This window comes from Plantibacter sp. AC185, from assembly GCF_979258065.1.
Genome location: NZ_OZ409831.1, coordinates 3,839,926 through 3,863,700, shown reverse-complemented (window position 1 = coordinate 3,863,700; position 23,775 = coordinate 3,839,926). Strand labels below are relative to the sequence as shown.

The following is a 23,775-nucleotide window of genomic DNA, read 5'->3' as shown; positions in this document are numbered from 1 at the left end:
TGCGCCGGCGGATCCGAGGGGTCAGCCCTGGTGGAAGAACGGCACGATCAGGTAGATGCCGAAGAGGACCGCCGCCGCACACAGGGCGAAGCAGGCGTAGGCGCCGGCGCGGGCCAGGTTCTGCTGCGCCGGAGTCAACGGGTTCTTCCGAGCGGCCTTCGCGGCCCGCTTCGCCGCCTTCGCGGCCTCCTCCGGCGTGATGACCGTGATCGCGTCGGTGAACTCGGCCGGCGCCACCACGGGCACGCGCCCGGCGGTGGTCAGGAGCCGGAGCCCGAGGGAGTAGAGACTGACGATCGCGGTCGCACCGACGAGCGACGTCGCGAAGACGATCAGGAATGCTGCCCAGTCGATCACTTCTTCACCTTCTTGGGCTTGGGGTTGCGCTTGATCTTGACCGCACGACCGGAGTCGGCGACCTCACTGACGACGTTGCTGTGGTCGACCTGGTTCCGGCGCGAGATGAGGAAGATGGTGAGGATGACCCCGACCCCCACCACGGCGTCGATGATGATGCCGACGAGACCGAGGTGGGCTACGGCGGCGGCGAGTGCCCCGACGATGCCGGCCGCGGGCAGGGTCATCAACCAGCCGAGGGCGATGCGCCCGGCGGTCCCCCAGCGCACCTTCGATCCGCGCCGCCCGAGACCGGAGCCGATGACGGATCCGGAGGCGACCTGCGTGGTGGAGAGGGCGAAGCCGAGGTGGCTCGACGCGAGGATCGTGGCGGCGGTGCTCGTCTCGGCCGCGAAGCCCTGCGCCGGCTTGACGTCGGTGAGTCCCGTGCCGATGGTCTTGATGATCCGCCAGCCGCCCATGTAGGTGCCGAGCGCGATGGCGAGGGCGCAGACGACGATGACCCAGAGCTCGGGGCCGGTGCCGACCGCCTGCACGCCGACTGCGATGAAGGTGAGCGTGATGACACCCATGGTCTTCTGTGCGTCGTTCGTACCGTGCGCGAGGGCGACGAGGGACGAGGAGAAGATCTGCGCGTACCGGAACCCGTCGCGACCGTCGGGCTTGCCGTCGTAGCGGCGCGTGATCCGATAGGCGAGCTTCGTCGCCGAGTAGGCGACCAGCCCCGCCGTGACGGGGGCGATCAACGCCGGGAGGATGACCTTGGAGAGGACGACACCGAAGTCGATCGAGCCGAAGCCGGCGCCGACGATCGCCGCGCCGATGAGCCCGCCGAACAGTGCGTGGCTGGACGACGACGGCAGACCGAGGAGCCAGGTCAGCATGTTCCAGACGATCGCGCCGATGAGCCCAGCGAAGATCAGCTCCGGTCCGATCCGGATGCCGCCCTCGCCCTCTCGGATGAGCCCGCCCGAGATGGTCTTCGCGACCTCCGTGGACAGGAACGCACCGACGAGGTTGAGGATCGCGGCGAGCAGGACGGCGGTCTTCGGCTTGAGGGCGCCCGTGGCGATCGGGGTCGCCATGGCGTTCGCCGTGTCGTGGAACCCGTTCGTGAAGTCGAAGAACAGTGCCAGTGCGATGACCAGCACGACAGTCAGGGTAACGAGTTCCACTGGTGTCTTTCTCGAGGCGGAGCGAATACGGACACAGTGCTCCCCGACGAGATGTTTGGGGGGAATTCACGTGCTGGATACGGGCGGTTCACCCGCCGTACATGATCCTTACACCCTGCCCGGTCGAGGTCAACTCGACGCCGATCAGCGCCCGCCGCCGCCTCCGCCGCCTCCGCCGCCGCCCGCGAAGCCGCCGCCGGTCGAGCCGCCGGACGAGCTCGCTCCCCCACTGGTCGACCAGGACGCCGACGTACTCGACGCCGATCCGGAGAAGCCGGAGAACGCGTTCGCGAACATCGCCGCCTGGAACGGGGTGTTCGAGGCGTACCACGACGGCGCACTCCCGGCCTGCTCGTAGCGGATGCCGAGTTCCTTCGCCCACTCGCGCTCCACGCCCCAGAGCACGGCGAAGGGCAGGAGCCGTTCGGTGACCCGGACGAGCTGGCCGGGGTCGCCGAAATCCACCCGTTCGGCACCGTCGGGGCTCTGCAACATGCGGAAGCGGTCCTGCTCCGCCAGCGCGAGGTAGTCGCGGAGGCCGAGCAACTCGTCCCGCGCATCGGCACCGGTGGCGGTGAGCGGTTTCGGTGCGATGGCCAACACGATCCCGGCGAGCAGCGCGATCCCGGTCACGAAGAGCGCGGCGACCGACCAGCCGTTGTCCGCTCGCTGGGAGTAGGCGACCCCGAAGAAGACGATCCCGGCGACGCCCAGGACGGCGAGCGCCCCCACGATGATCCACGCCCGCCCGGAGGAGACCGAGCGTCGGAGGCCGAGGTCGAGGGCGTTCCGCTTGGCGGCCGCGAGTTCCGCGGTGACCGCCTTGCCGAGCGCCGGGTCGACCTCCTTCATCTCCCGCGGTCGGTTCCGGTCGGGGAAGAGCGCGGCGAGCACGCGCCGTTCCTGCTTATCCGTCGCGCTGTCGTCGAGGTACTGCAGGGAATAGTCCTTCTTGCCCGGTCCGTCCACGATCCGGAGCTTGCCGCGGACGGCGAGGCTGACGATCTCGGCGGCCATCGACGAGGCGGCGCGACCGGCGAGGTCGCCCGCCAGCAGGAGGTTCATCTGCTTCGGGGCGGAGTACTGCGGCACGATAACGCCACGACCAGGGTGGTCCCGCCAGAAGCGCAGTCGGATCCACAGGAGTGCTCCGAGCCCCGCGGCCGACAGCGCGCCGAGGACGATCGGGACGATGGAGAAGACCGGTGCCTCGCCGGGGCGGGCCGGTTGGACGAACGTGCCCGGTTCGAACCCGATCGCGACCGTCAGCGTCTGGCGGGCCTGCAACGGGACGGAGGAGGTCGTGAAGACGTCTCCGTCGGCGTCCTCCGCTTGGGAGAGGTCGCACGGCGAGCTGTCGTCCGGATCCCCGCGGTAGCAGGCGCCGTCACCGGTGAGCGTGTCGGCGATGTCGGGCGCGACCCGCACCGTCATGCTGGCGTCGGCGAACGGCTGGTCCCAGCCGGTCCCGGGCGCGTCCCAGTAGAACTCGTCGGAGCGTGTGTCGCGATAGGCGCCGACGACGCCGCGCTGCGTGTAGGTGATGATGTAGCTCTGCGTGCCGCGCACGTAGTCGTCCGTCCCGAGCGACAGCTCGAGGAAGTCACCGTCGCGGTCGGTCTCCCACTCCACGGGCGCACCGTCGGCGTCGGTCACCGAGACGATCTCCGTGTGCAGTGGTGCCCGGTCGAACTCGTCGGGGATCGCTCGGATGATGCCCTTGTTCTGGTCGGAGTCGGGGAACTCCGCGACGAAGGTCTCGACCGCGCGCAGCTCGGCTTGACCGTCGCCGCCACGACTCAGGGTGTAGTCGCCGTCGAAGGACGCGAAGGTGAAGTCGGACACGTCGGTCCGAGCGTCGGCCGCGGCGGGCTGCGTGCTCGCCAGGGTCGCGACGAGCGGTGCACCCACCCCCAGGGCCAGGGCGACGAGAAGCACCCGCGAGGAGCGGGCACGGACCGGGGACAGGCGACGACGTCTGGGCTTCACCCGGCCAAGTCTAGGAGGGGTGCCGGCGGGCGCGCGGACGCGCCCGCCGGGACTCACATCTCCTCGTGGGTGTTGGGGTCTCCGTCGAAGAGCCTGCCGTCGGTCCGCCCGAGTGCGGTGATCGCCTGCACCTCGGTGTCGCTGAGCTCGAAGCCGAAGACGTCGATGTTCGTGCGCTGGCGTTCCGGGGAGGCGGACTTCGGGATCGGGAGCACGCCGCGCTGGTGATGCCAGCGCAGGACGACCTGTGCCGGTGAGACGTCGTGCGCCGCGGCGGCCGCTGCGACGGGTTCCTCGGCGAACGGCGCCTGTGCCTTGCCGAGCGGGCTCCACGCCTCGGTGACGACACCGTGCTCGCGGTGGAAGGCGAGGAGCTCCTCCTGCGGGAAGTACGGGTGCAGCTCGACCTGGTTGACGGCCGGCAGCACACCCGTCTCGTCGGCGAGGCGGGTCAGGAACTCCTCGGTGAAGTTCGAGACGCCGATGCTGCGGACGAGGCCCTCGCGCTGCAGCTGGATCATGGCCTTCCACGACTCGACGAAGCGGCCGACGGAGGGGTTCGGCCAGTGGATGAGGTACAGGTCGATGTGGTCGAGGCCGAGCGAGGCCAGGGATCCGCGGCACGAGGTGATGGTCTCCTCGAAGCCGTGGTCGCGGCCGGGCAGCTTCGTCGCGACGACGAGTTCGTCACGGGGGACGTCGGTCTCGCGGACCGCGGCGCCGACGGCGTCCTCGTTGCGGTAGTTCACGGCGGTGTCGATCAGTCGGTAGCCCGCGTCGATGGCGGACAGCGTGGCGTCGGTGCCCTCGCGGCCTCGCAGGGGGTACGTGCCGAAACCGATCGCGGGGACGCTCGAACCGTCGTTGAGCGCGAATGTTGGGATGGTCGTCATCACCCCACGCTAGACCCGGCGGCCCTCGGATGGCTCCGAGCGGGCTGGGAGCGCGGCGCCTCGACTAGCGTTGGACCATGGCGAAGCTCTCTGCCCCCCGTGCCCAGACCCGACCGACCGAACGCACCCATCACGGCGACACCGTGGTGGACCCGTACGAGTGGCTCCGTGAGAAGGAGTCACCGGAGGTGATCGCGCATCTGGAGGCGGAGAACGCCTACACCGAGCAGGAGACGGCCCATCTGGCCGGACTGCGCGAGCGCATCTTCCAGGAGATCAAGAGCCGCACGCTCGAGACCGACCTCTCGGTCCCGACCCGTTCCGGTGCGTGGTGGTACTACGGCCGCAGTGTCGAAGGCCGCCAGTACGGCATCCAGTGCCGCATCCCGGTCGCCGACCCGGAGGACTGGACGCCGCCGACCCTGCCCGAGGGCGGCGCGGCCCCCGCCGAGCAGATCATCCTCGACGCCAACGTCGAGGCGGAGGGCCACGAGTTCTTCTCCCTCGGCAGCTTCGACGTGTCGGACGACGGCACGCGACTGCTTTACGGCGTCGACGTCGAAGGCGACGAGCGGTACACCGTCCGTGTCCGGGACCTCGCGAGTGGCGTCGACCTCGACGACGAGCTCCTCGGGACCGCGGGCGGGGCGGAGTTCTCCCCCGACGGCACCGCCATCGTCTACACGACGGTCGACGAGAGCTGGCGCCCCGACACCGTGCACCTGCACCGGGTGGGGACGTCCCAGGACGACGACACGGTCCTCTTCCACGAGCCCGACGAGCGGTTCTGGGTCGGCGCCGGATTCACCCGTAGCCGCGCGCTGCTCCTGATCGAGGCCGGCTCCTCGGTCACGAGCGAGACCCGGCTCGTCCCCGCCGACGCACTGTCCGAGGAGGCGCGGGTCGTCTGGCCGCGGACCGACGGCGTCGAGTACAGCGTCGAACACCGGGTGGCCGACGGCGCAGACCGGTTGCTCATCCTGCACAACCGGGACGCGCCGGACTTCGAGCTCGTCGACGTGCCGCTGTCGGATCCGCTCGGCACGGCGCGGGTCGTCGTCGCGCACAGCAGCGAGCGCCGGCTCGAGGACGTCGAGGCGTTCGAGGCCGTGACCACCGTCTCCTACCGGCGCGACGGCCTGACCCGCATCGGCCTGCTCGACCCGACGAGTGGCGACATCGACGAGATCGCCTTCGACGAACCGCTGTCCACCGTCGGCTGGCACGGCAACAGTGAATGGGCCCAACCGATGCTCCGGTTCGGATACGGGTCGCTCGTGACGCCGTCCACGGTGCTCGAACTCGACGTCCGGTCCGGCGAACGCTTCGTGCGCAAGCAGCAGCCGGTCCTCGGCGACTACGACCCGGCGGACTACGAGCAGTTCCGGGAGTGGGCGACGGCCGTGGACGGGACCCGCGTGCCGATCTCCATCGTGCGCCGGGTCGGTGTCCAGGGGCCAGGGCCGCTCCACCTCTACGGGTACGGCTCGTACGAGGCGAGCATGGACCCGTCCTTCTCGATCGCGAGGCTGTCGATGCTCGACCGCGGCGTGACCTTCGCGATCGCCCATGTGCGCGGCGGCGGCGAACTCGGGCGTCACTGGTACGAGGACGGCAAGAAGCTCCACAAGCAGAACAGCTTCAGCGACTTCGTCGACGTGGCCGACCACCTCATCCGCGAGGGCTGGACGACGCCTGCCCGGCTCGTCGCCGAGGGCGGCAGCGCCGGTGGCCTCCTCATGGGCGCCGTGGCGAACCGTGCTCCCGACCGCTTCGCGGGCATCCTCGCCGGCGTCCCGTTCGTCGACGCGCTGACGAGCATCCTCGACCCGTCGCTCCCCCTGACGGTCATCGAATGGGACGAGTGGGGCGATCCGCTCCACGACCCCGAGGTCTACGCGTACATGAAGGCGTACAGCCCCTACGAGAACGTCGACCCGGCGAAGCGCTACCCTCGCATCCTCGCGACGACGAGCCTCAACGACACCCGCGTGCTGTACGTGGAACCCGCGAAGTGGGTGGCCCGCCTGCGGGACGCCGGTGCACCGGCGCTGATGAAGATCGAGATGAGCGCCGGGCACGGCGGGGTGAGCGGCCGCTACAACGCGTGGCGTGAGCGCGCCGAGGAACTCGCCTGGCTGCTCGATGTGCTCGAACTCACGGACACCGATCCGGCCTGATCCGAAGCGACGACGCCCCTGCTCCATCCGGAGCAGGGGCGTCGTCGGTGCGGCGGGTGTCTAGCCGAAGAGGATCGCCGCTTCGTCGTAGCGCTCCTGCGGCACGGTCTTCAGCTTGCCGAGCGCCTCTTCGAAGCGGCAGTTGACGAGTTCGGTGCCGCGGAGTGCGATCATCGTGCCCCAGTCGCCGGCCATGACGGAGTCGATGGCGGCCATACCGAGGCGGGTGGCGAGCACGCGGTCGTAGGCGCTCGGGACGCCACCGCGCTGCAGGTGGCCGAGCACGGTCGCGCGGGACTCGATGCCCGTGCGACGCTCGATCTCGGGTGCGAGCACGTCGGCGATGCCGCCGAGACGGGGACGGTTGAACGCGTCGAGTCCCTTCTCGGAGTGCGCGGTCTCCATGGTGTCGAGCGTGAAGCCCTCGGACACGACGATGATCGGGGCGCGACCGCGCTGGTAGACGCTGTCCGCCCACTCGCAGATCTGCTCGATCGACTGCGGCTGTTCCGGGATGAGGATGGCGTGGGCACCCGCCGCCATACCGGCGTGCAGGGCGATCCAGCCGACGTGCCGGCCCATGACCTCGATGACCATGCACCGCTTGTGGGACTCGCCCGTCGTCCGGAGACGGTCGATGGCCTCGGTCGCGATCTCGACGGCGGTGTCGAAGCCGAAGGAGTAGTCGGTGGCGTCGAGATCGTTGTCGATCGTCTTCGGGACGCCGACGATCTTGAGGCCGGCGTCGGTGAGCCGCTTCGCCGCGGCGAGCGTGCCCTCTCCGCCGATGGCGATGAGCGCGTCGATGCCGAGCCGGTCCATGGTGTGCTGGACGTTCTCCGGGCCGCCGTGCGGTCCTTCGAACGGGTTGGTGCGGCTCGTGCCGAGGATGGTGCCACCCTGCTTGGCGAGACCACGCACGCTGTGGCGGTCGAGCGGCATCGTCAGGCCCTCGACGACTCCTCGCCAGCCGTCGCGGATGCCGATGAACTCCTGGTTGTGGATCTTCGTCCCCTTGAGGACCGCTCCTCGGATGACCGCGTTCAGGCCGGGGCAGTCGCCGCCGCTCGTGAGCACACCAATTCTCATATCAACAGTCCTCATGGGGATCGGGGCACCTCAGGTGCCGGGAGTCATCCCCGACAATACCGTCTCGCCGACGGTGCTTCATCCGGCGCGGACGGTCCTCCGGCCCAGAGGGTCGGTGCCTCGTCCACCGGGGTTAGGCTGCTGGGATGAGTGCCGACGACTACCTGCCCGCCGATGGCGGCATCACGATGTTCTCCACGACCTGGTGCGGGTACTGCGCCCGACTGAAGCAACAGCTGTCCGCAGCCGGTATCCCGTTCACCGAGGTCGACATCGAGCAGGTCCCGGGGACCGCCGACCTCGTCGCCTCGCTGAACGGCGGCAACCAGACGGTCCCGACGGTGATCTTCCCCGACCGCTCGACCGCGACGAACCCGTCGCTCGCTCAGGTGAAGGCGGCACTCGGCGTCTGACCAGCCGACGACGTCCGGCCGGGCGACCCGTGGTCACCCGGTCGGACGAACCGGACGTCAGGCGCCCAGCGCCTCGCGGAGCAGGTGGACGAGGGCGTTCAGCTGCACCGAGTCGACCGACGCGACGTCCTGGTCGCTGCCGTCGAGCGCGCGAGCGGCCAGGCCCTGCTTGCTGTCGATGAGTTCCGCGACCTTCGCGTCGATCGTGTGCGCGGCGATGATGCGCCAGGCGGTGACCGGCTCCTCCTGACCGATGCGGTGCACGCGGTCGATCGCCTGGGTCTGCTCGGCGGCCGTCCAGGACAACTCGGCGAGCACGACGTTGGAGGCGGCCTGCAGGTTGACGCCGACGCCGGCGGCGGTGAGCGAACAGACGGCGACCGCGACCTCCGGATCGGTGTTGAACGCGTCGATCGCGGCCTGACGCGCCTGCGCGGTCTGGTCGCCGCGGAGCGACACCGTCTTCAAGCCGCGACCCGCGAACAACTGCTCGGCCGCGTTCATGACGTCGATGTGCTTCGCGAAGAACACGACCTTGCCCACGGACCTCGCGAGCTGCGCCGTGTAGTCGGCGGCGAGGACGGCCTTCGCTTGACCGATCTTGCGGATCATGGTGAACACGTTCTCCGTGCCACCGGCGGCCTTGGACTCGTCGAGCTCGGCCTGGGCGACCATGCGCATGAGGTCGGTGTTCGGCTCGTGCAGCGCGTCGACGCGCTCACCACGCGACTCCAGGACCCGCACGTAGCGGGACTTGAGCCGTTGCCCGAGCTCGGCCTCCGCGTCGCGGATCGACCGGATCGCCTCGTCGTCGAGCTCGACCGGGAGGTCTGCGACGCGCTTGGCGGGCAGGTCCTTGGCGACGTCGAGCTTCTTGCGGCGCACGATGCCCATGTCGATGACGGCGGACCGCGCGGCGGCGTAGAAGGCGTGCTCGGCCGGGGTCAGGCCGGTGTCCTCGAGCCGCTCCATGAGTTCCGCGGTCGGCTTGCCGTCCTTGATCCAGCCGAGGAACTGCCAGATGGCGTTGAAGTCCTCGACGTCGTTGATCAGTGGCGTACCCGTCAGCGCGAGCAGCAGCGGGTCCTGGCCGGGGGTCGCCTTCCGGATCCGATTCGCGAGCGACAGTACGTGTTGCGAGCGCTGGGAGTGGAGGTTCTTGATGAAGTGCGCCTCGTCGACCACCATGCCGCGGAAGCCGAGCGTCCCGAGCCAGGCGAGGTGGCGGTCGAGGACCTCGTAGTTCACGATGATGACGTCGGCGAAGGCGTCGAGCGCCTGGCCGTCGCCGTGGATGACCGTGGCGCGTCGATGCGGCGTCCAGCGCTCGACCTCGCGCGCCCAGTTCATCTTGACGACGTTCGGCACGATGACGAGGAGCGGGTACGCCTCGGCGACCGAGGCGGCGAGGACGGACTGCGCGGTCTTGCCGAGGCCCGGCTCGTCGGCGAGCAGGAAGGAACGGTGTCCTTCACGGACGCTCTCGACGAAGCGCGCCTGGTGCTTCATGACTTCGAGGCCGCGCGGCGAGAGCCGGTCGAGCTTCGGGGCGTCGGGCAGGTCCATCGAGGCCGCTCCCCCGCCGGAACCGAGCTCGAACGCCTTGTACAGGGGGCCCATGAGCTCCCAGCTGTCGAGTCGTCGACGCACGGTCGGCTGCGGTGCCGCCTGGCTGAAGTCCGGGGCGAGGAACGGATTGGCCAACTGACGTGCCTTGACCGACTGCGGGATGACCTGCTTCTCGGCGAGCTCGGCCGGGACGACGGATTCCACGACGGGCTTCTCGACGGTGATGATGAGTTCGTCGGCGCTGAGTTCGGCGCCCGACTCGAGGAGCCAGTCGCGCCGGAGCCGCTGCGCGACGGGGCTCGTCGCGGCGTCGGCCTCGAGGAGCTGGATGAGCGAGGTGTCGCGCGCCGCCGTCTTGGCGAGGATGGTCGCCACACCGTCGAGGCGCTTCAGGAGCTCGGCCCGCGTGGCGTCGCTGTAGCTCGTGTCGGCCTTGACCCTGGCGCGTTCCTCGCGGACGAGGAAGGCGATGACCTGGTACTTGGTCCGGTTGGTGGGCCCGACCTTGCCCTTCTGCGCCTTCGCCTCGACCTCGCGCACCTTGCGGGCGAGGATGGGGATGATCGGCGCGTCGTCGTCGTGACGCGATGAGGATCCTCTGGGGTTCGAGCGGCCAGATGAACGGGTGCTGGAACGCCCCTGGGAACGGCGTTGCTGGCCGGTGTGCGGCATGCTCCTCCTGAGCAGTCGAAGAGCCTCATCGGCCGAGGGGCCGGAAGAGACGGGCGTCGGGCCCGACTGGTCGTCGTGGAGCAACAGAGCGTTGCACGAGACCGACACGGGCGCCGGACGGGCGTGTGCCCAGTCTACGCCATCGGCCGCATCGGTCGCGAGCGCTCAGTCCGGCGCGCTGTCGACGAGTCCGAACCGCTCCAGTTCGGCGTCGTCGAGCATGCGGGAACGGATGAGGAACCGCTGCCCCGTCGGGGCCTCGACGCTGAACCCGCTGCCGCGCCCTTGCACCACGTCGATCGTCAGGTGCGTGTACTTCCAGTACTCGAACTGGGAACGCGACATGTAGACCTCGACGGGCGCGTCGAGCCCGGGCACGTCGAGCGTGTCGAGCAGGACGTCGACCGCGCCCGTGCGGAACATCCCGACGGGGTAGCACATGGGCGAACTCCCGTCGCAGCAGCCGCCGGACTGATGGAACATGAGCGGTCCGTGCAGCGCGGTCATCTCACGCACCAGTGCGGCCGCAGCGTCGGTGACGTCGACCCGTCCGGTCATGGTGTCCTCCTTCGTCGTGTCGTGGATCCGGCCCTGCCCCTCCGCCGGTCCCTGAGCCTGTCGAAGGGCGCCCTTCGACAGGCTCAGGGACCGGATGGGGACTCAGGGACCGGATGGGGGCTCAGGGACCGGGGATGTCGATCAGAAGAAGCCCATCGGCCCCTCCGCGTAGCTCACGAGCAGGTTCTTCGTCTGCTGGTAGTGGTCGAGCATCATCTTGTGGTTCTCCCGGCCGATGCCCGACTGCTTGTACCCGCCGAACGCCGCGTGCGCCGGGTACTGGTGGTAGGTGTTCGACCAGACGCGTCCCGCCTCGATGGCCCGCCCGGCCCGGTACAGCGTCGTCGCCTCACGGCTCCACACACCGGCGCCGAGGCCGTAGAGGGTGTCGTTCGCGATGGAGATCGCCTCGTCGTAGTCGGCGAAGCTCGTGAGCGCGAGCACGGGCCCGAAGATCTCCTCCTGGAAGATCCGCATGTCGTTCGTCCCCTCGAAGACGGTCGGCTGGACGTAGAACCCGCCGCTCAACTCACCGCCGAGGTCGGCGCGCTCGCCGCCGATGAGCAGCTTCGCGCCGCCCTGCTTGCCGATGTCCATGTAGGAGAGGATCTTCTCGAGCTGGTCGTTCGACGCCTGGGCACCGATCATCGTGTCCGTGTCGAGCGGATTACCCTGCTTGATCTTGCCGATGCGGGCCAGCGCGTCGCCCACGAAGCCGTCGTAGATGGAACGCTGGACGAGCGCCCGACTCGGGCAGGTGCAGACCTCGCCCTGGTTCAGGGCGAACATCGTGAAGCCCTCCTGCGCCTTCTCGTAGTACTGGTCGTGCTCGCGCGCCACGTCCTCGAAGAACACGTTCGGGCTCTTGCCGCCGAGCTCCAGCGTCACCGGGATGAGGTTCTCGCTCGCGTACTGCATGATCAGGCGACCGGTCGTGGTCTCACCGGTGAACGCGATCTTCCGGATCCGCGGGTGGGAGGCCAGCGGGGCGCCGGCCTCGATGCCGAAGCCGTTGACGACGTTGAGCACCCCGGCCGGCAGCAGGTCCTTCACGAGGTCGACGATGAGGTGGATCGACGCCGGGGTCTGCTCGGCCGGCTTCAGCACGACGCAGTTGCCTGCTGCGAGCGCCGGTGCGAGCTTCCACACGGCCATGAGGATCGGGAAGTTCCAGGGGATGATCTGTCCGACGACGCCGAGCGGTTCGTGGAAGTGGTAGGCGACCGTGTCATGGTCGAGTTCCGAGATGCCGCCCTCCTGCGCACGGATCGCCCCGGCGAAGTACCGGAAGTGGTCGATCGCCAAGGGGATGTCGGCGGCCAGGGTTTCGCGGACCGGCTTGCCGTTCTCCCAACTCTCGGCGACGGCGATCTCCTCGAGGTGCTCCTCCATGCGGTCGGCGATGCGATTGAGGATCACCGCGCGCTCGGCGACGCTCGTCTTCGACCAGGCGGGGAACGCTTTCCATCCCGCCTCGACCGCTCGGTCCACGTCGGCCGCGGTGCCTCGGGCGATCTCGGTGAACACGGCTCCGGTGACCGGGGTCTGGTTCTCGAAGTACTGACCGTTCGCGGGCGGGACGTACTCGCCCCCGATGAAGTGGTCGTAGCGGGGGGCGTAGCTGAACACGGCACCTTCGGTACCCGGGTTGGCGTAGACGGTCATGTCACTCCTTGTCGACGACGTTGTCGGTGTCGCACCGCTCAGGTGCGTGCCGTCGACGCTAGTCGGCCGGAGGTTGCAGGAGGTTGCGTCGAGGACCGCGGACCGGATCGGCCGTCAGGACGCCGAGAGGTCGGCGTCGATCGCCTCGATGCGGGCGACGAGGCCAGCACGCTTCGGTGACCGCGGCGGCAGCAGTCGGAGGCAGGCGTGCAGGACCTCGACGTCGTCGGGCGCGGCCGCGGTCCGGATGTAGTCGTGCAGCAGGTCCGCCGAGGCGTCGGTCAGCATCGCCTCGCGGAGGCGCGTCGCGACCCGGTCGCGGAGGTCGATGACACCGGGGGCGGTGGAGTCCGGCAGGAGCGGACCCGGGTACGCGGCGAGCGCTGCGCGGTGGGCGCCGCGGTCGAGGAGGGACAGCACCTGGTGGGCGTCGAGCTGGAGCGGGGTGGTGAGCCGGTACGGCCGCGAGGCCGGCACGAGTGTCGGCGCGGTCCCGCCGAGCACCTTCCGCAGCCGGACGAGCTCCGCCCGGAGGGTGACCGACGCCTCGTCCGCGTCGTAGAGCAGCCCGGCGAGCGCGTCGGCGCTGAGGCCCTGGTGGTGCCAGGCCAGCAGGGTCAGGATCTCGGCGTGCCGTCGGCTGAGTTCGGTCGGGCGGCTCGCCCCGTGTCCGACCAGCAGGCCGGTGTCACGGCCGAGCACCTGCAGGCCGGGCCGCACCGTGGTCGTCCGGCGGGGTGTGTCCGTGCGTGGGCGACCGGCGAACCGACGGTCGGCGACCGCGCGCAGCCGCTGCACCATGATCTCGGACTCGACGGCGGCCGCGGTCGCCTCCATGAGCGGCAGTGCATGCGAGGCGACCGCCTGCGGGCCACCGGTGATGTCGATCACGCCGATGATCTGCCGGGTCTCGGGATCGTGCACCGGGACGGCCGTGCAACTCCACGGGTGCACGAGGCGGTTGAAGTGCTCGGCCGCGTGGATCTGGATGCCGTGGTCGAGTTCGAGCGCGGTGCCCGGTGCGCTCGTCCCCACCTCCCGCTCCGACCACCCGGCACCCTCGACGAAGAGCATGCCCTCCGCCCGTCGCCGCAGATGGCGGTCGCCGTCCACCCAGAGCAGTCTGCCCATGGCGTCGCCCACCGCGACGAGCATGCCGGAGTCGTCGTCCGCGTCGTTGACCAGCAGCTTGGTGATCACCGGGAGGACGCCGGCGAGCGGGTGTCCGAGCCGATGGTCGCGCAACTCGTCCTCGTCGAAGGCGAGCTCCGGCATGAGGTTGTCCGGGTCGAGATGACGGCCCATCGACCGTTCCCACGACTCGCGGACAAGCCGTCGGACGAGTCCGCGCTGCGCTTCGGCACGCGCCGGGGCCGCCAGCCACGGACTGGACACCTCACCACCACCCATCCACGTCGACCGGTTCTGCGGACAGTGTATCCGCCGCAGCCCGCCGGTCGACGGGTAACCTCAGGCGGCCGGACGGAACCGGCGGAGGCGCAGGCTGTTGAGCACGACGAACACGCTGGAGAACGCCATCGCCGCACCCGCGATCATCGGGTTGAGGAGGCCGAGGGCGGCGAGCGGGATCGCCGCCACGTTGTACGCGAACGCCCAGAACAGGTTGCCGCGGATGATCCCGAGCGTCCGTCGGGAGAGCCGCACGGCGTCGATCGCCGTGGCGAGGGAACCGGAGACGATGCTGAGGTCGGCTGCACCCTTGGCCGCATCCGTGCCCGTCCCCATGGCGATCCCGAGATCGGCCGTGGCGATCGCCGCGGCGTCGTTCACCCCGTCGCCGATCATCGCGACGCGGTGACCGGCCGTCTGGAGCCGTTCGACGGCGGCGACCTTGTCGGAGGGGCTCGCGTCGGCGATCACCTCGGTGATCCCGACCTCGGCCGCGACCCGCGCTGCGACGGCCGCGTTGTCGCCGGTGAGGAGCACCGGTGTCATCCCCAGGGACACGGCACGTCCGATGGCGGCGCGGGCCTCCGGCTTCACGGTGTCGGCGACCTCGACGACGCCGCGGACCTCGCCGTCCCAGGCGACGACCACCACCGTGCTCGCACGCTCCGCGGCTGCAGCCAGGGCGCTCGCCGCGTCCGGCCCGATGCGGAAGCCCTGGTCCTCCGCGAAGGCGGGACGTCCGGCCAGCACGCTTCCGCCGTTGATCGTGCCGGTGACGCCGAGACCCTCGAGGCTCGCGAAGTCCGAGACCACCGGACGAGCTGCATCGCGGCGGGTCGCTTCCGCGACGATCGCCTCGGCGATGGGGTGCTCGGATGCCGCTTCGAGCGCCGCGCCGAGCGCGAGCACCTCGTCCGTCGCACCGGCCGCCCAGACCTCCCTGACGCTCATCCGCCCGGACGTGACGGTCCCCGTCTTGTCGAGCAGGATGCGGTCGATGCCGCTCGCCCGCTCGAGCGCCTCCGGTCCGGCGATGAGGATGCCGAGCTGCGCGCCACGCCCCGTCCCGACGAGGAGGGCCACCGGGGTCGCGAGTCCCAGCGCACACGGGCAGGCGATGATGAGGACGGCGACCGCGGCGGTGAACGCCGCCTCCATGGTCGAGCCGGTGAGCGCCCACACGATGGCGGTGCCGAGGGCGATCACCAGGACGACCGGGACGAACACGCTCGAGACGCGGTCGGCGAGCCGTTGGACCCGGCTCTTCCCGAGCTGCGCCGCCTCGACCGCCTGCGCCATGCGCGCCAGCTGCGTCTCGGCGCCGACGGCCGTCGCCCGCACGACGAGACTGCCGCCGCGCGCGATCGTGCCACCGATGACCCGGGAGCCGGCTACGAGCTCGACCGGGACGGACTCCCCCGTGACGAGACTCTCGTCGACACTCGCCGCCCCCTCGACGACGATTCCATCGGTGGCGACGGACTCGCCGGGACGCACGAGGAACTGGTCTCCGACGAGCAGCTGCTCGATCGGGATCCGTTCCTCGGTGCGGGTGGGCGCCATGAGGTCGGTGGGGTCCGGCGCACGGTCCCGGAGCACGGAGACCTCGGAGGCGCCCAGCGTCATGAGGTCGCGGAGTGCCTCGCCGGCGGCACGCTTCGACCGCTGCTCGATGAGGCGGCCGGCGAGCAGGAAGACGGTCACGCCGGCGGCCACCTCGAGGTACAGCGCGCTCGACGGGTCGGCGTCGGGTGCGAAGAAGGTGAACTCGTGCCGCATGCCCGTCAGCCCGGCCATGCCGAAGAAGAGCGCCCAGACGGACCACAGGTACGCGGCCCCCGTCCCGAGCGTGATGAGGGTGTCCATCGTCACCGAGCCGTGCCGCAGCGTCACGAACGTCGCCCGGTGGAACGGGTACCCACCCCAGAAGACGACCGGCGTCGCGAGGGTCAGCGAGAGCCACTGCCAGTGGTCGAACTGCCAGGCGGGGATCATCGCGAGCAGCACGACGGGCAACGCCAGCACCGCACTGACGACGAGGCGGGTACGGAGCGTCGTCACGGTCGCCGAGGGGTCCGACGGCGGTCCCGACGTCGGAGTCTGCTCCCGGTTCGCCGCGTCGCGTTCGTCAGCGGGCGGACGCACCGTCGCCGTGTAGCCGGCCTTCGCGACGGCCGCGACCAGCTCGTCCGCGGTGACGGTGGAGGGCGCGGTCACCGTCGCCCGTTCGGTCGCGAGGTTGACCTGCGCCTCGACACCGTCGAGCGCGGTCAGCCGCTTCTCGACGCGTGCCACGCAACTCGCGCAGGTCATGCCCTCGATGTCGAGGTCGAGCTGGATGAGTGGAGCGCTCATCAGCGACGACCCACGAGGGTGTAGCCGGCTTCCTGGACACCGGCACCGATGGCCGCCTCGTCGGCCGATGAGGCACCCGAGACCGTGACCGTCCCCGCGTCGAGATCCACGGCGACCCCGTCAACGCCGGAGAGCGCGGAGAGCTCGGTCGTAACGGCGGACACGCAGTGCGCGCAGGTCATGCCGTCGACCCGGTAGGTGGTGGTTGCGGTGGTTTCGGACATGCGTCCTCCTCAGTGGATCGGAGCCTTCACTATACCCCCAGGGGGTACCCCTTGCAACCGTCCGCGGGACGCGATCGCCGGGTCAGCCGAGCAGGTCGAGCGCCCGCACCGCCGCCCGCTCCTCCTCGAGTTCCGCCACGGAGGCGTCGATGCGGCGCTGCCAGACGGGCGCGACGTCGAGCCCCTCGACCACCTCCCAGCGTCCGTCGACCGAGCGGGCCGGGAACGAACTCACGAGCCCCTCCGGCACGCCGTACCAGCCCTCCGACGGAAGCGCCACGGAGGTCCAGCGTTCCGGCCGGCCCGGGATCGCCGTGCCGTTCACCCAGTCATGCACGTGGTCGATGGCGGCGGCAGCGGCCGAGGCGGCGGACGACGAGCCGCGCACCGCGATGATCTCCGCACCGCGCTTCGCCACCCGTGGGATGAACTCGTCGGCGATCCACTCCTCGTCGACGAGTTCGAGGGCCGGACGACCTCCGACCGTCGCGTGGGAGAGGTCCGGCACCTGGGTCGCCGAGTGGTTGCCCCAGATCACGACGCCGTCGATCTCGGACACGGGTGCGCCGGTCTTGGCGGCCAACTGCGCGACGGCACGGTTGTGGTCGAGTCGGGTCAGGGCGGTGAACCGTTCGGCCGGCACCCCGCCTGCCGCCGACCGCGCGATGAGTGCGTTCGTGTTGGCCGGGTTGCCCACCACCAGGACGCGCACGTCGTCGGCCGCGCCGGCTCCGATCGCCGCGCCCTGCGGTGCGAAGATCCCGCCGTTGGCCGCGAGGAGGTCGGCTCGCTCCATGCCCGGACCACGTGGACGGGCACCGACGAGCAGGGCGACGTCCACCCCGTCGAAGGCGCGCGACATCTCGGTCGTCGCCTCGACCCCCGCCAGGAGCGGGAACGCGCAGTCCTGCAGTTCCAATGCCGTCCCCTCGGCCGCTCCGAGACCCTGCGGGATCTCGAGCAGGCGCAGGACGACGGGCCGATCCGGCCCCAGCAGCTGACCTGACGCGATGCGGAAGAGCAGGGAGTAGCCGATCTGGCCTCCGGCTCCGGTGACGGTGACGACGGTGGGTTCGCTCATACGCCCACGCTACTCCGCGGCCTCCGGCGTGGGTCGGGAGGCCTGCATGTCCGCCTCTGCGGAGTCCACTGCGTCGTGCTCCTCGGGAGACACCGGGCCCACCCGGCTCTTCCGCTGGGCCGAGGTCTCGGACGGCAGCGCGACCGCCGCCTCCGTGATGCGGTTCGCCATCCCGTTGAAGATGATCCCGTGGAAGGGCAGGATCGCGAACCAGTAGAGGCGTCCGCCGAGCCCCTTCGGGAAGAAGACGGCGCGCTGCCGGTAGACCGAGCCGTCGCCGACCGGGGTCGCGCTCATCTCGAGCCATGCCAGACCGGGCACGCGCATCTCCGCGCGCAGGCGCAACATCCGACCGCGTTCGAGGTACTCCACGCGCCAGAAGTCGAGGGCGTCCCCGACGCTCAGGTGCTGCGGATCGTCGCGACCACGTCGCAACCCGACACCACCGACGAGCTTGTCCATCCAGCCACGGATCGCCCACGCCAACGGGAAGGAGTACCAACCGTTCTCGCCGCCGATGGACTCGATCACCGAGAAGAGACGGTCGGCGCTCGCCGAGGTCTTCCGCTCCTTGAGATCGATGTAGACGGTGTGTCCGGCCCAGTCGGGGTCGCTCGGCAGCGGGTCGCTCGGCGCGCCGTCCACGGTCGCGTTCCGCCAGGAGGTCTCGACCTCACCGTCCCGCATGCGCTGCAGTGCCAGGCGCACCGCGCGTCGGTACCCCGTCAGGCCGCCCTCCGGCGGCGGGATGACCGCGTCGATGTCGTGGTCGCCCATGACGCAGTCGACGAGCAGCGACTCGATGATCGGCGACGCGAGCCGGCGTGGGATCGGCGTCACGAGGTTCACCCACTGCGAGGCCAGCCACGGGGTGAGGACCGGGAGCGGCGCGATCGGGCGCTGCGGGAGGCCGGCCTCGACCGCGTAGCCGTTCATCATCTGTCCGTACCGGAGGACGTCGGGGCCGCCGATGTCGAAGGCCCGGTTCACGTCGCGGTCGACCTCGGCGCTCGCCAGCAGGTAGTGCAGGACGTCACGGACCGCGATCGGCTGGATGAAGTTCCGGACCCAGCGCGGCGCCGGCATGTACGGCAGGATGTCCGTCAGATGGCGGATCATCTCGAACGAGGTCGATCCGGAACCGATGACCACGCCGGCCTGCAGGACGATCGTCGGAACGCCCGAGGCGAGCAGGATCCGCCCGACCTCGGTGCGGGACCGCAGGTGCTTCGACAGCTCGACGCCCTCGGGGTGCAGGCCACCGAGGTAGACGATGCGCGACACCCCTGCCGCGGCAGCGCCGGCGGCGACGTGCTCCGCGGCGTCGAGCTCCGTCTGCTCGAAGTCACCCTTGCCACCCATGGAGTGCACGAGGTAGTAGACGACGTCGACGTCCACGCAGGCCGACGCGACCCGGGCGGCGTCGCCGAGATCACCCTCGACGACCTCCACCTGATCGCGCCAGGGCACGTCGGTGAGCTTCTGCGGCGAGCGCACGAGCACCCGGACCGTGTACCCGGCCTCCAGCAGCCGCGGCACGAGCCGCCCGCCGATGTAGCCGGTGGCACCCGTGACGAGCACGCGCTTCGGAGTCGATGATTCGGTCATGGATGCAACGTTACGACGCGTCGACGACAGCGGCGCCCGGCTGTACAGCCGGGCGCCGCTGTGCAAGCACCCCGTGGGCGTTGCGATCCGCTAGAGGAGCGCCTTCGTGTGCCAGACGGTCTTCACCTCGGTGAACGCGGTGATGCGGTCGAGGCTCGCCGGGACCGAGCCCCGGGAACCGTTCGGGCGGACCACCCGCTTGAGCGTCTCGGCCGCGAGGACCTCGAGCTCGATCCAGTCGAGTGCTCCGGCGCCGGCGAGGTCGATCGCGTTGACGTCGGCGTGCGAGGCGAGCCACGGAGCCATTTCGGCCGGCGATCCGGTCAGCACGTTCACGACGCCGCCGGGGACGTCACTCGTGGCGAGCACCTCGGCGAGGCTGATCGACGAGAGCGGCAGGCGCTCGCTCGCGATCACGACGACCGTGTTCCCCGCGACCAGCGCCGGAGCGACGACGCTCACGAATCCGAGGAGCGACGAGTCCTGCGGCGCGATGAGCGCGACGACGCCCGTCGGCTCCGGAACCGAGAGGTTGAAGTACGGACCCGAGACGGGGTTCGCTCCCCCGACCACCTGGACGTACTTGTCCGCCCAGCCCGCGTACCAGACCCAGAGGTCGATGGCCTCGTCGACCTGTGCCGCGGCCTTCGCCTGCGAGACGCCTTCGGCCTGGACGATCTCCTCGATGAACTGCGCCCGCCGACCCTCGAGCAGCTCGGCGATGCGGTAGAGCACCTGGCCGCGGTTGTAGGCGGTGGCACCCGACCAACCGGCGAGTGCCGATCGTGCGGCGACGACCGCGTCGCGGGCGTCCTTCCGCGAGGCGAGCGATGCGTTCGCGAGGAACTCGCCCTTGGCGTTCGTCACCTCGTACGTCCTTCCGGATTCGCTGCGTGGGAACTTGCCGCCGATGGCGAGCTTGTAGGTCTTCGGGATGGTGAGCCGGCTCATCGCTGCTCCTCCTTCGTGGTGCTCGTGGACGGCGCGACGGTGGCGGCGGCCGATGATCCGGCCGGCGCGAGGTAGGCACCGAGCCCGTGGCGACCACCCTCGCGGCCGTACCCCGACTCCTGGTACCCGCCGAACGGGCTGGCGGGATCGAACCGGTTGAAGGTGTTCGCCCAGATGACGCCGGCGCGGAGCTTGTCCGCGACCGCGAGGATCCGGCTGCCCTTGTCGCTCCAGATCCCGGCCGACAGTCCGTACGGGGTGTTGTTCGCCTTCGCGATGGCCTCCGCGGGCGTCCGGAAGGACATGACCGAGAGGACCGGCCCGAAGATCTCCTCGCGGGCGATCCGGTGGCTGGTGGACACGTTCGTGAAGATCGTCGGCGCGAACCAGAACCCGTTCTGGGGCAGCTCGCAGTCCGGGCTCCACCGTTCGGCGCCTTCGAGCTCGCCGATGTCCGAGAGCTCGCGGATACGGGCGAGCTGCTCGGCCGAGTTGATCGCGCCGACGTCCGTGTTCTTGTCGAGCGGGTCGCCGACGCGCAGCGTCTGCAGACGGCTCTTCAAGCGGTCGACGACCTCGTCGTGGATGCTCTCCTGGACGAGGAGCCGGGATCCGGCGCAGCAGACGTGACCCTGGTTGAAGAAGATGCCGTTGACGATGCCTTCGATGGCCTGGTCGATGGGGGCGTCGTCGAACACGATGTTCGCCGCCTTGCCACCGAGCTCGAGCGTCAGGCGCTTGTCGCTGCCGGCGATGGTCTTCGCGATCTCGCGCCCGACGGCGGTCGACCCGGTGAAGGCGACCTTGTTGACGTCGGGGTGGCGCACGATCGCCGCCCCGGTCGCTCCGGCACCCGTGACGATGTTCACGACACCGGCCGGCAGCTCGGCCTGCTGGAGGATCTCGGCGAAGATGAGCGCCGTGAGCGGCGTGGTCTCGGCCGGCTTGATGACGACCGTGTTACCGGCGGCGAGCGCCGGTGCGACCTTCCACGCGAGCATGAGGAGCGGGAAGTTCCACGGGATGACCTGCCCGGCCACGCCGAGGGCACGGGGGTTCGCGCCGAGGCCCGCGTAGTCGAGCTTGTCGGCCCAACCGGCGTAGTAGAAGAACCAGGCGGCGACGAGCGGGACGTCGACGTCGCGGGACTCCTTGATCGGCTTGCCGTTGTCGAGGCTCTCCGCCACGGCGAGCTCGCGGGCGCGCTCCTGGACGAGGCGCGCGATCCGGAACAGGTACTTGCCGCGGTCGGCGCCCGACAGCTTCGACCAGACGCGGTCGTAGGCACGCCGCGCGGCGGTGACGGCGCGATCGACGTCGGCGTCACTCGCCGCGGAGATGGTCGCGATCGACTGCTCGGTGCTCGGCGAGATCGTCTGGAAGGTCCCACCGGTGCCCTCGGTGAACTCCCCGTCGATGAAGAGGCCGTACTCGGAACGGAGGTGGAGGACGGAGGTGGACTCCGGGGCTGGTGCGTATTCGAGGAAGCTCATGATGTCCTAGTCGATGGTGACGTAGTCGGGGCCGGAGTAGTGGCCGGTGGTGAGTTTCTGACGCTGCAGGAGCACGTCGTTGAGGAGGCTCGAGGCACCGAAGCGGAACAGGTGCGGCTGGAGCCACTCCTCGCCGACCGTCTCCGCGACGGTCACGAGGTACTTGATCGCGTCCTTCGAGGAACGGATGCCGCCGGCGGGCTTCACACCGATCTGCTCACCGGTGAGGCGGTGCCAGTCCCGGACGACCTCGAGCATGAGGAGGGTCACCGGGAGGGTCGCGGCGGGCGCGACCTTGCCGGTGGACGTCTTGATGAAGTCGCCGCCCGCGAGGATGGCGAGCCAGGAGGCGCGCTTCACGTTGTCGTAGGTGTTCAGCTCGCCGGTCTCGAGGATGACCTTGAGGTGCGCCGAGGTGCCGTCGCTCCGACGGCAGGCCTCCTTGACCGCGACGATCTCGTCGAAGACCTGGCCGTACCGGCCGGAGAGGAACGCACCCCGGTCGATGACCATGTCGATCTCGTCCGCTCCGGCGTCGACGGCGTCGGCCGTGTCCGCCAGCTTGACCGCGAGGGAGGCGCGTCCGCTCGGGAAGGCCGTCGCGACCGCCGCGACGTTGATGCCACCGGCGTCGTGTGCCGCACCCGGCTGCGTGTGCGCCGCGCCGAGTGCCTCGACGGCGTACGGCACCATGTCGCCGTAGACGCAGACCGCGGCGACGCGCGGGGTGGACGGATCCCCGGCGTCCGGGGTGATCGCCTTGGCCACGAGGGAGCGCACCTTGCCGGGGGTGTCGGCGCCCTCGAGGGTGGTGAGGTCGATGAGTTCGATGATGCGGTCGAGGGCCCAGGCCTTCGACGTCGTCTTGATCGAGCGCGTGCCGAGGTCCGCTGCGCGCTGTTCGAGCCCGACGGCGTCGACGCCCGCGAGGCCGTCGAGGTAGCGTCTGAGGCTGGCGTCGGTGACGGGGCCGTCGACGAGTTCGAGCGCCGTCGGCTTCGCCACGAGGTCGCCTGGTGGTGTGGTCATGGTGCGTTCCTTCCGAGCAGTTCCTGCTCCGGGGTGTGCTGCTTGGCGGATGATGGTTCGTGGTCGGCGAGCAGTGCCGTCGCGGTCGCCTCGTCGGTGACGAGCACGGTGCAGAGGCCGCTGCTGACGACGGCTCTCGCGACGGCGTGCTTCTGGGCTCCCGCGATGACCGCGATGCTGCGACCGGCACGCCGGAGCGCTTCGAGTCCGAGCCCGACCGTGCGCTCGTCGAGTGTGGGGTCGACGATCATGCCCTCGGCGTCGATGTAGCGTCCGACGACGTCGCCGACGGCACCGCGTGCGACCAGGACGTCGACGTCCGCGGCCGTGAGGTAACCGCTGTGGACGAGGGCGGAGTCCGGTCCGGCCACGCCGGCACCGTACAGGTAGGTGTCGGCCGCTGCGGCCGTGCTGAGCACCTCCGCGACGGTGCGGTCCGACTCGATGCTCAGCTTCGTCTCCAGGCGCTCGAAGATCGCCGGGCTCGGGAGCAGGGTGACGTCGCCACGGCCCTTCTCGGCGATCCGTGCAGCCGTGGCGGCCGCGGTGCCGACGCGCTGGTTGAGGCTCACGCCGCCGTTGATCTGCACGACGGAGAGCCCCGTCGCCCAGCCGTCGGACAGGTGGTCGGCGATATCGCGGAGTGTCCTCCCCCAGCTCACGCCGAGCGTCCGCGGCACCGGTCGCATGGCACCGAGGTAGTCGGCCGCCGCGCGCGCGACGCGTTCGTGGAGGTCGGCACTGTCACTCGGACTCGGCACGACGACCGCGTCCGTGAGTCCGAAGCGCTCGCGGAGCGCCCGTTCGAGTGGGAGGCGGCGTGCGCGCGGGTGCACGATCTCGATGCGGATGTAGCCGAGTTCGCGGGCTTGGGCGAGGAGCCGACCGACCTTCCACCGCGTGATGCCGAGCAGCGCGCCGATCTCGTCCTGGGTCTTCGTCTCGTCGTAGTACAGCTCCGCGGCGCGCACCGCGAGCAGCTCGTCGCTTTCGATCACCTCGGGCCTCCTCCGGATCGTCTCCAGCCTAGGACGCCACCACCACCCGGACAACGTCCGTTGGTA

19 protein-coding genes are annotated in these 23,775 nt (G+C 70.1%); 2 read left to right on the top strand and 17 right to left on the bottom strand.

All coding sequences use genetic code 11. The features are described from left to right. Nucleotides 1-21: 21 nt before the first annotated feature. The 4 genes from ACZZZB_RS17960 to ACZZZB_RS17945 form a co-directional block, all read right to left on the bottom strand. On the bottom strand, nt 22-357 hold the full coding sequence (locus ACZZZB_RS17960) for a peptidase (RefSeq protein WP_086473906.1): 336 nt from the start codon (nt 355-357) through the stop codon (nt 22-24). Next, the gene (locus tag ACZZZB_RS17955) at nt 354-1,532 is read right to left on the bottom strand and encodes an inorganic phosphate transporter (RefSeq protein WP_079707130.1); all 1,179 of its coding nucleotides are present in this window, start codon (nt 1,530-1,532) and stop codon (nt 354-356) included. Before ACZZZB_RS17955 ends, ACZZZB_RS17960 begins: the two co-directional genes overlap by 4 nt. 144 nt (nt 1,533-1,676) lie before the next feature. Beyond that, entirely contained in the window at nt 1,677-3,521 is a 1,845-nt protein-coding gene (locus tag ACZZZB_RS17950) for a DUF2207 domain-containing protein (RefSeq protein ID WP_463530400.1), read from the bottom strand. Between the two features lie 53 nt (nt 3,522-3,574). After that, nucleotides 3,575-4,414: an aldo/keto reductase gene (locus ACZZZB_RS17945; RefSeq protein WP_192018577.1), complete on the bottom strand. Its 840-nt coding sequence runs from the start codon at nt 4,412-4,414 to the stop codon at nt 3,575-3,577. Between the two features lie 77 nt (nt 4,415-4,491). Here ACZZZB_RS17945 and ACZZZB_RS17940 point away from each other — a divergent pair, with 77 nt between their 5' ends. After that, complete coding sequence (locus tag ACZZZB_RS17940; RefSeq protein WP_463530399.1) at nt 4,492-6,594, top strand: S9 family peptidase; 2,103 nt, start codon at nt 4,492-4,494, stop codon at nt 6,592-6,594. Nucleotides 6,595-6,654: 60 nt separating this feature from the next. Here the strand turns inward: ACZZZB_RS17940 and ACZZZB_RS17935 are convergent, their stop codons facing one another. Then, entirely contained in the window at nt 6,655-7,683 is a 1,029-nt protein-coding gene (locus tag ACZZZB_RS17935) for a 6-phosphofructokinase (protein WP_064294489.1), read from the bottom strand. 146 nt (nt 7,684-7,829) lie between these two features. Between ACZZZB_RS17935 and ACZZZB_RS17930 the strand changes: the two genes are divergently transcribed. Beyond that, complete coding sequence (locus ACZZZB_RS17930; protein ID WP_274500871.1) at nt 7,830-8,096, top strand: mycoredoxin; 267 nt, start codon at nt 7,830-7,832, stop codon at nt 8,094-8,096. Between the two features lie 57 nt (nt 8,097-8,153). Here ACZZZB_RS17930 and ACZZZB_RS17925 read toward each other — a convergent pair whose 3' ends face one another. The 12 genes from ACZZZB_RS17925 to ACZZZB_RS17870 all read right to left on the bottom strand — a co-directional run bounded on the left by ACZZZB_RS17925 (nt 8,154) and on the right by ACZZZB_RS17870 (nt 23,709). After that, entirely contained in the window at nt 8,154-10,337 is a 2,184-nt protein-coding gene (locus ACZZZB_RS17925; protein ID WP_079707134.1) for a DEAD/DEAH box helicase, read from the bottom strand. 165 nt (nt 10,338-10,502) lie between these two features. Then, a complete protein-coding gene (locus ACZZZB_RS17920; RefSeq protein ID WP_079707135.1) occupies nt 10,503-10,895 on the bottom strand; it encodes a DUF779 domain-containing protein in 393 nt (130 codons plus the stop codon). Nucleotides 10,896-11,036: 141 nt separating this feature from the next. Next, nucleotides 11,037-12,560, bottom strand: coding sequence for an acetaldehyde dehydrogenase ExaC (gene exaC / locus ACZZZB_RS17915; RefSeq protein WP_137243262.1), 1,524 nt, complete (start codon nt 12,558-12,560; stop codon nt 11,037-11,039). 114 nt (nt 12,561-12,674) lie between these two features. After that, complete coding sequence (locus tag ACZZZB_RS17910) at nt 12,675-13,955, bottom strand: GAF domain-containing protein (protein WP_463530398.1); 1,281 nt, start codon at nt 13,953-13,955, stop codon at nt 12,675-12,677. 75 nt (nt 13,956-14,030) lie between these two features. After that, nucleotides 14,031-16,325, bottom strand: a complete 2,295-nt coding sequence (locus tag ACZZZB_RS17905) for a heavy metal translocating P-type ATPase (protein ID WP_463530397.1) — start codon at nt 16,323-16,325, stop codon at nt 14,031-14,033. Beyond that, nucleotides 16,325-16,549: a heavy-metal-associated domain-containing protein gene (locus tag ACZZZB_RS17900; RefSeq protein WP_137243265.1), complete on the bottom strand. Its 225-nt coding sequence runs from the start codon at nt 16,547-16,549 to the stop codon at nt 16,325-16,327. Before ACZZZB_RS17900 ends, ACZZZB_RS17905 begins: the two co-directional genes overlap by 1 nt. Before the next feature lie 82 nt (nt 16,550-16,631). Next, on the bottom strand, nt 16,632-17,630 hold the full coding sequence (locus ACZZZB_RS17895; RefSeq protein ID WP_463530396.1) for a malate dehydrogenase: 999 nt from the start codon (nt 17,628-17,630) through the stop codon (nt 16,632-16,634). A 9-nt stretch (nt 17,631-17,639) separates the two neighbouring features. Next, nucleotides 17,640-19,238: an SDR family oxidoreductase gene (locus ACZZZB_RS17890; protein ID WP_463530395.1), complete on the bottom strand. Its 1,599-nt coding sequence runs from the start codon at nt 19,236-19,238 to the stop codon at nt 17,640-17,642. 90 nt (nt 19,239-19,328) lie between these two features. Next, complete coding sequence (locus tag ACZZZB_RS17885) at nt 19,329-20,189, bottom strand: aldehyde dehydrogenase family protein (RefSeq protein WP_194645587.1); 861 nt, start codon at nt 20,187-20,189, stop codon at nt 19,329-19,331. After that, nucleotides 20,186-21,682: an aldehyde dehydrogenase family protein gene (locus ACZZZB_RS17880; protein ID WP_463530394.1), complete on the bottom strand. Its 1,497-nt coding sequence runs from the start codon at nt 21,680-21,682 to the stop codon at nt 20,186-20,188. Before ACZZZB_RS17880 ends, ACZZZB_RS17885 begins: the two co-directional genes overlap by 4 nt. A gap of 6 nt (nt 21,683-21,688) precedes the next feature. Then, a complete protein-coding gene (deoC, locus tag ACZZZB_RS17875; protein WP_071262338.1) occupies nt 21,689-22,711 on the bottom strand; it encodes a deoxyribose-phosphate aldolase in 1,023 nt (340 codons plus the stop codon). After that, the gene (locus tag ACZZZB_RS17870) at nt 22,708-23,709 is read right to left on the bottom strand and encodes a sugar-binding transcriptional regulator (protein WP_137243268.1); all 1,002 of its coding nucleotides are present in this window, start codon (nt 23,707-23,709) and stop codon (nt 22,708-22,710) included. Before ACZZZB_RS17870 ends, deoC begins: the two co-directional genes overlap by 4 nt. Nucleotides 23,710-23,775: the final 66 nt, after the last annotated feature.

What these genes read in the sequence shown, in the direction of transcription:
- ACZZZB_RS17905 (WP_463530397.1), bottom strand. Translation starts at nt 16,325, where the DNA reads ATGAGCGCTCCACTCATCCAGCTCGACCTCGACATCGAGGGCATGACC.
- ACZZZB_RS17900 (WP_137243265.1), bottom strand. Translation starts at nt 16,549, where the DNA reads ATGTCCGAAACCACCGCAACCACCACCTACCGGGTCGACGGCATGACC.
- ACZZZB_RS17930 (WP_274500871.1), top strand. Translation starts at nt 7,830, where the DNA reads ATGAGTGCCGACGACTACCTGCCCGCCGATGGCGGCATCACGATGTTC.
- exaC (WP_137243262.1), bottom strand. Translation starts at nt 12,560, where the DNA reads ATGACCGTCTACGCCAACCCGGGTACCGAAGGTGCCGTGTTCAGCTAC.
- ACZZZB_RS17920 (WP_079707135.1), bottom strand. Translation starts at nt 10,895, where the DNA reads ATGACCGGACGGGTCGACGTCACCGACGCTGCGGCCGCACTGGTGCGT.
- ACZZZB_RS17885 (WP_194645587.1), bottom strand. Translation starts at nt 20,189, where the DNA reads ATGAGCCGGCTCACCATCCCGAAGACCTACAAGCTCGCCATCGGCGGC.
- ACZZZB_RS17925 (WP_079707134.1), bottom strand. Translation starts at nt 10,337, where the DNA reads ATGCCGCACACCGGCCAGCAACGCCGTTCCCAGGGGCGTTCCAGCACC.
- ACZZZB_RS17895 (WP_463530396.1), bottom strand. Translation starts at nt 17,630, where the DNA reads ATGAGCGAACCCACCGTCGTCACCGTCACCGGAGCCGGAGGCCAGATC.
- ACZZZB_RS17945 (WP_192018577.1), bottom strand. Translation starts at nt 4,414, where the DNA reads ATGACGACCATCCCAACATTCGCGCTCAACGACGGTTCGAGCGTCCCC.
- deoC (WP_071262338.1), bottom strand. Translation starts at nt 22,711, where the DNA reads ATGACCACACCACCAGGCGACCTCGTGGCGAAGCCGACGGCGCTCGAA.
- ACZZZB_RS17890 (WP_463530395.1), bottom strand. Translation starts at nt 19,238, where the DNA reads ATGACCGAATCATCGACTCCGAAGCGCGTGCTCGTCACGGGTGCCACC.
- ACZZZB_RS17940 (WP_463530399.1), top strand. Translation starts at nt 4,492, where the DNA reads ATGGCGAAGCTCTCTGCCCCCCGTGCCCAGACCCGACCGACCGAACGC.
- ACZZZB_RS17880 (WP_463530394.1), bottom strand. Translation starts at nt 21,682, where the DNA reads ATGAGCTTCCTCGAATACGCACCAGCCCCGGAGTCCACCTCCGTCCTC.
- ACZZZB_RS17935 (WP_064294489.1), bottom strand. Translation starts at nt 7,683, where the DNA reads ATGAGAATTGGTGTGCTCACGAGCGGCGGCGACTGCCCCGGCCTGAAC.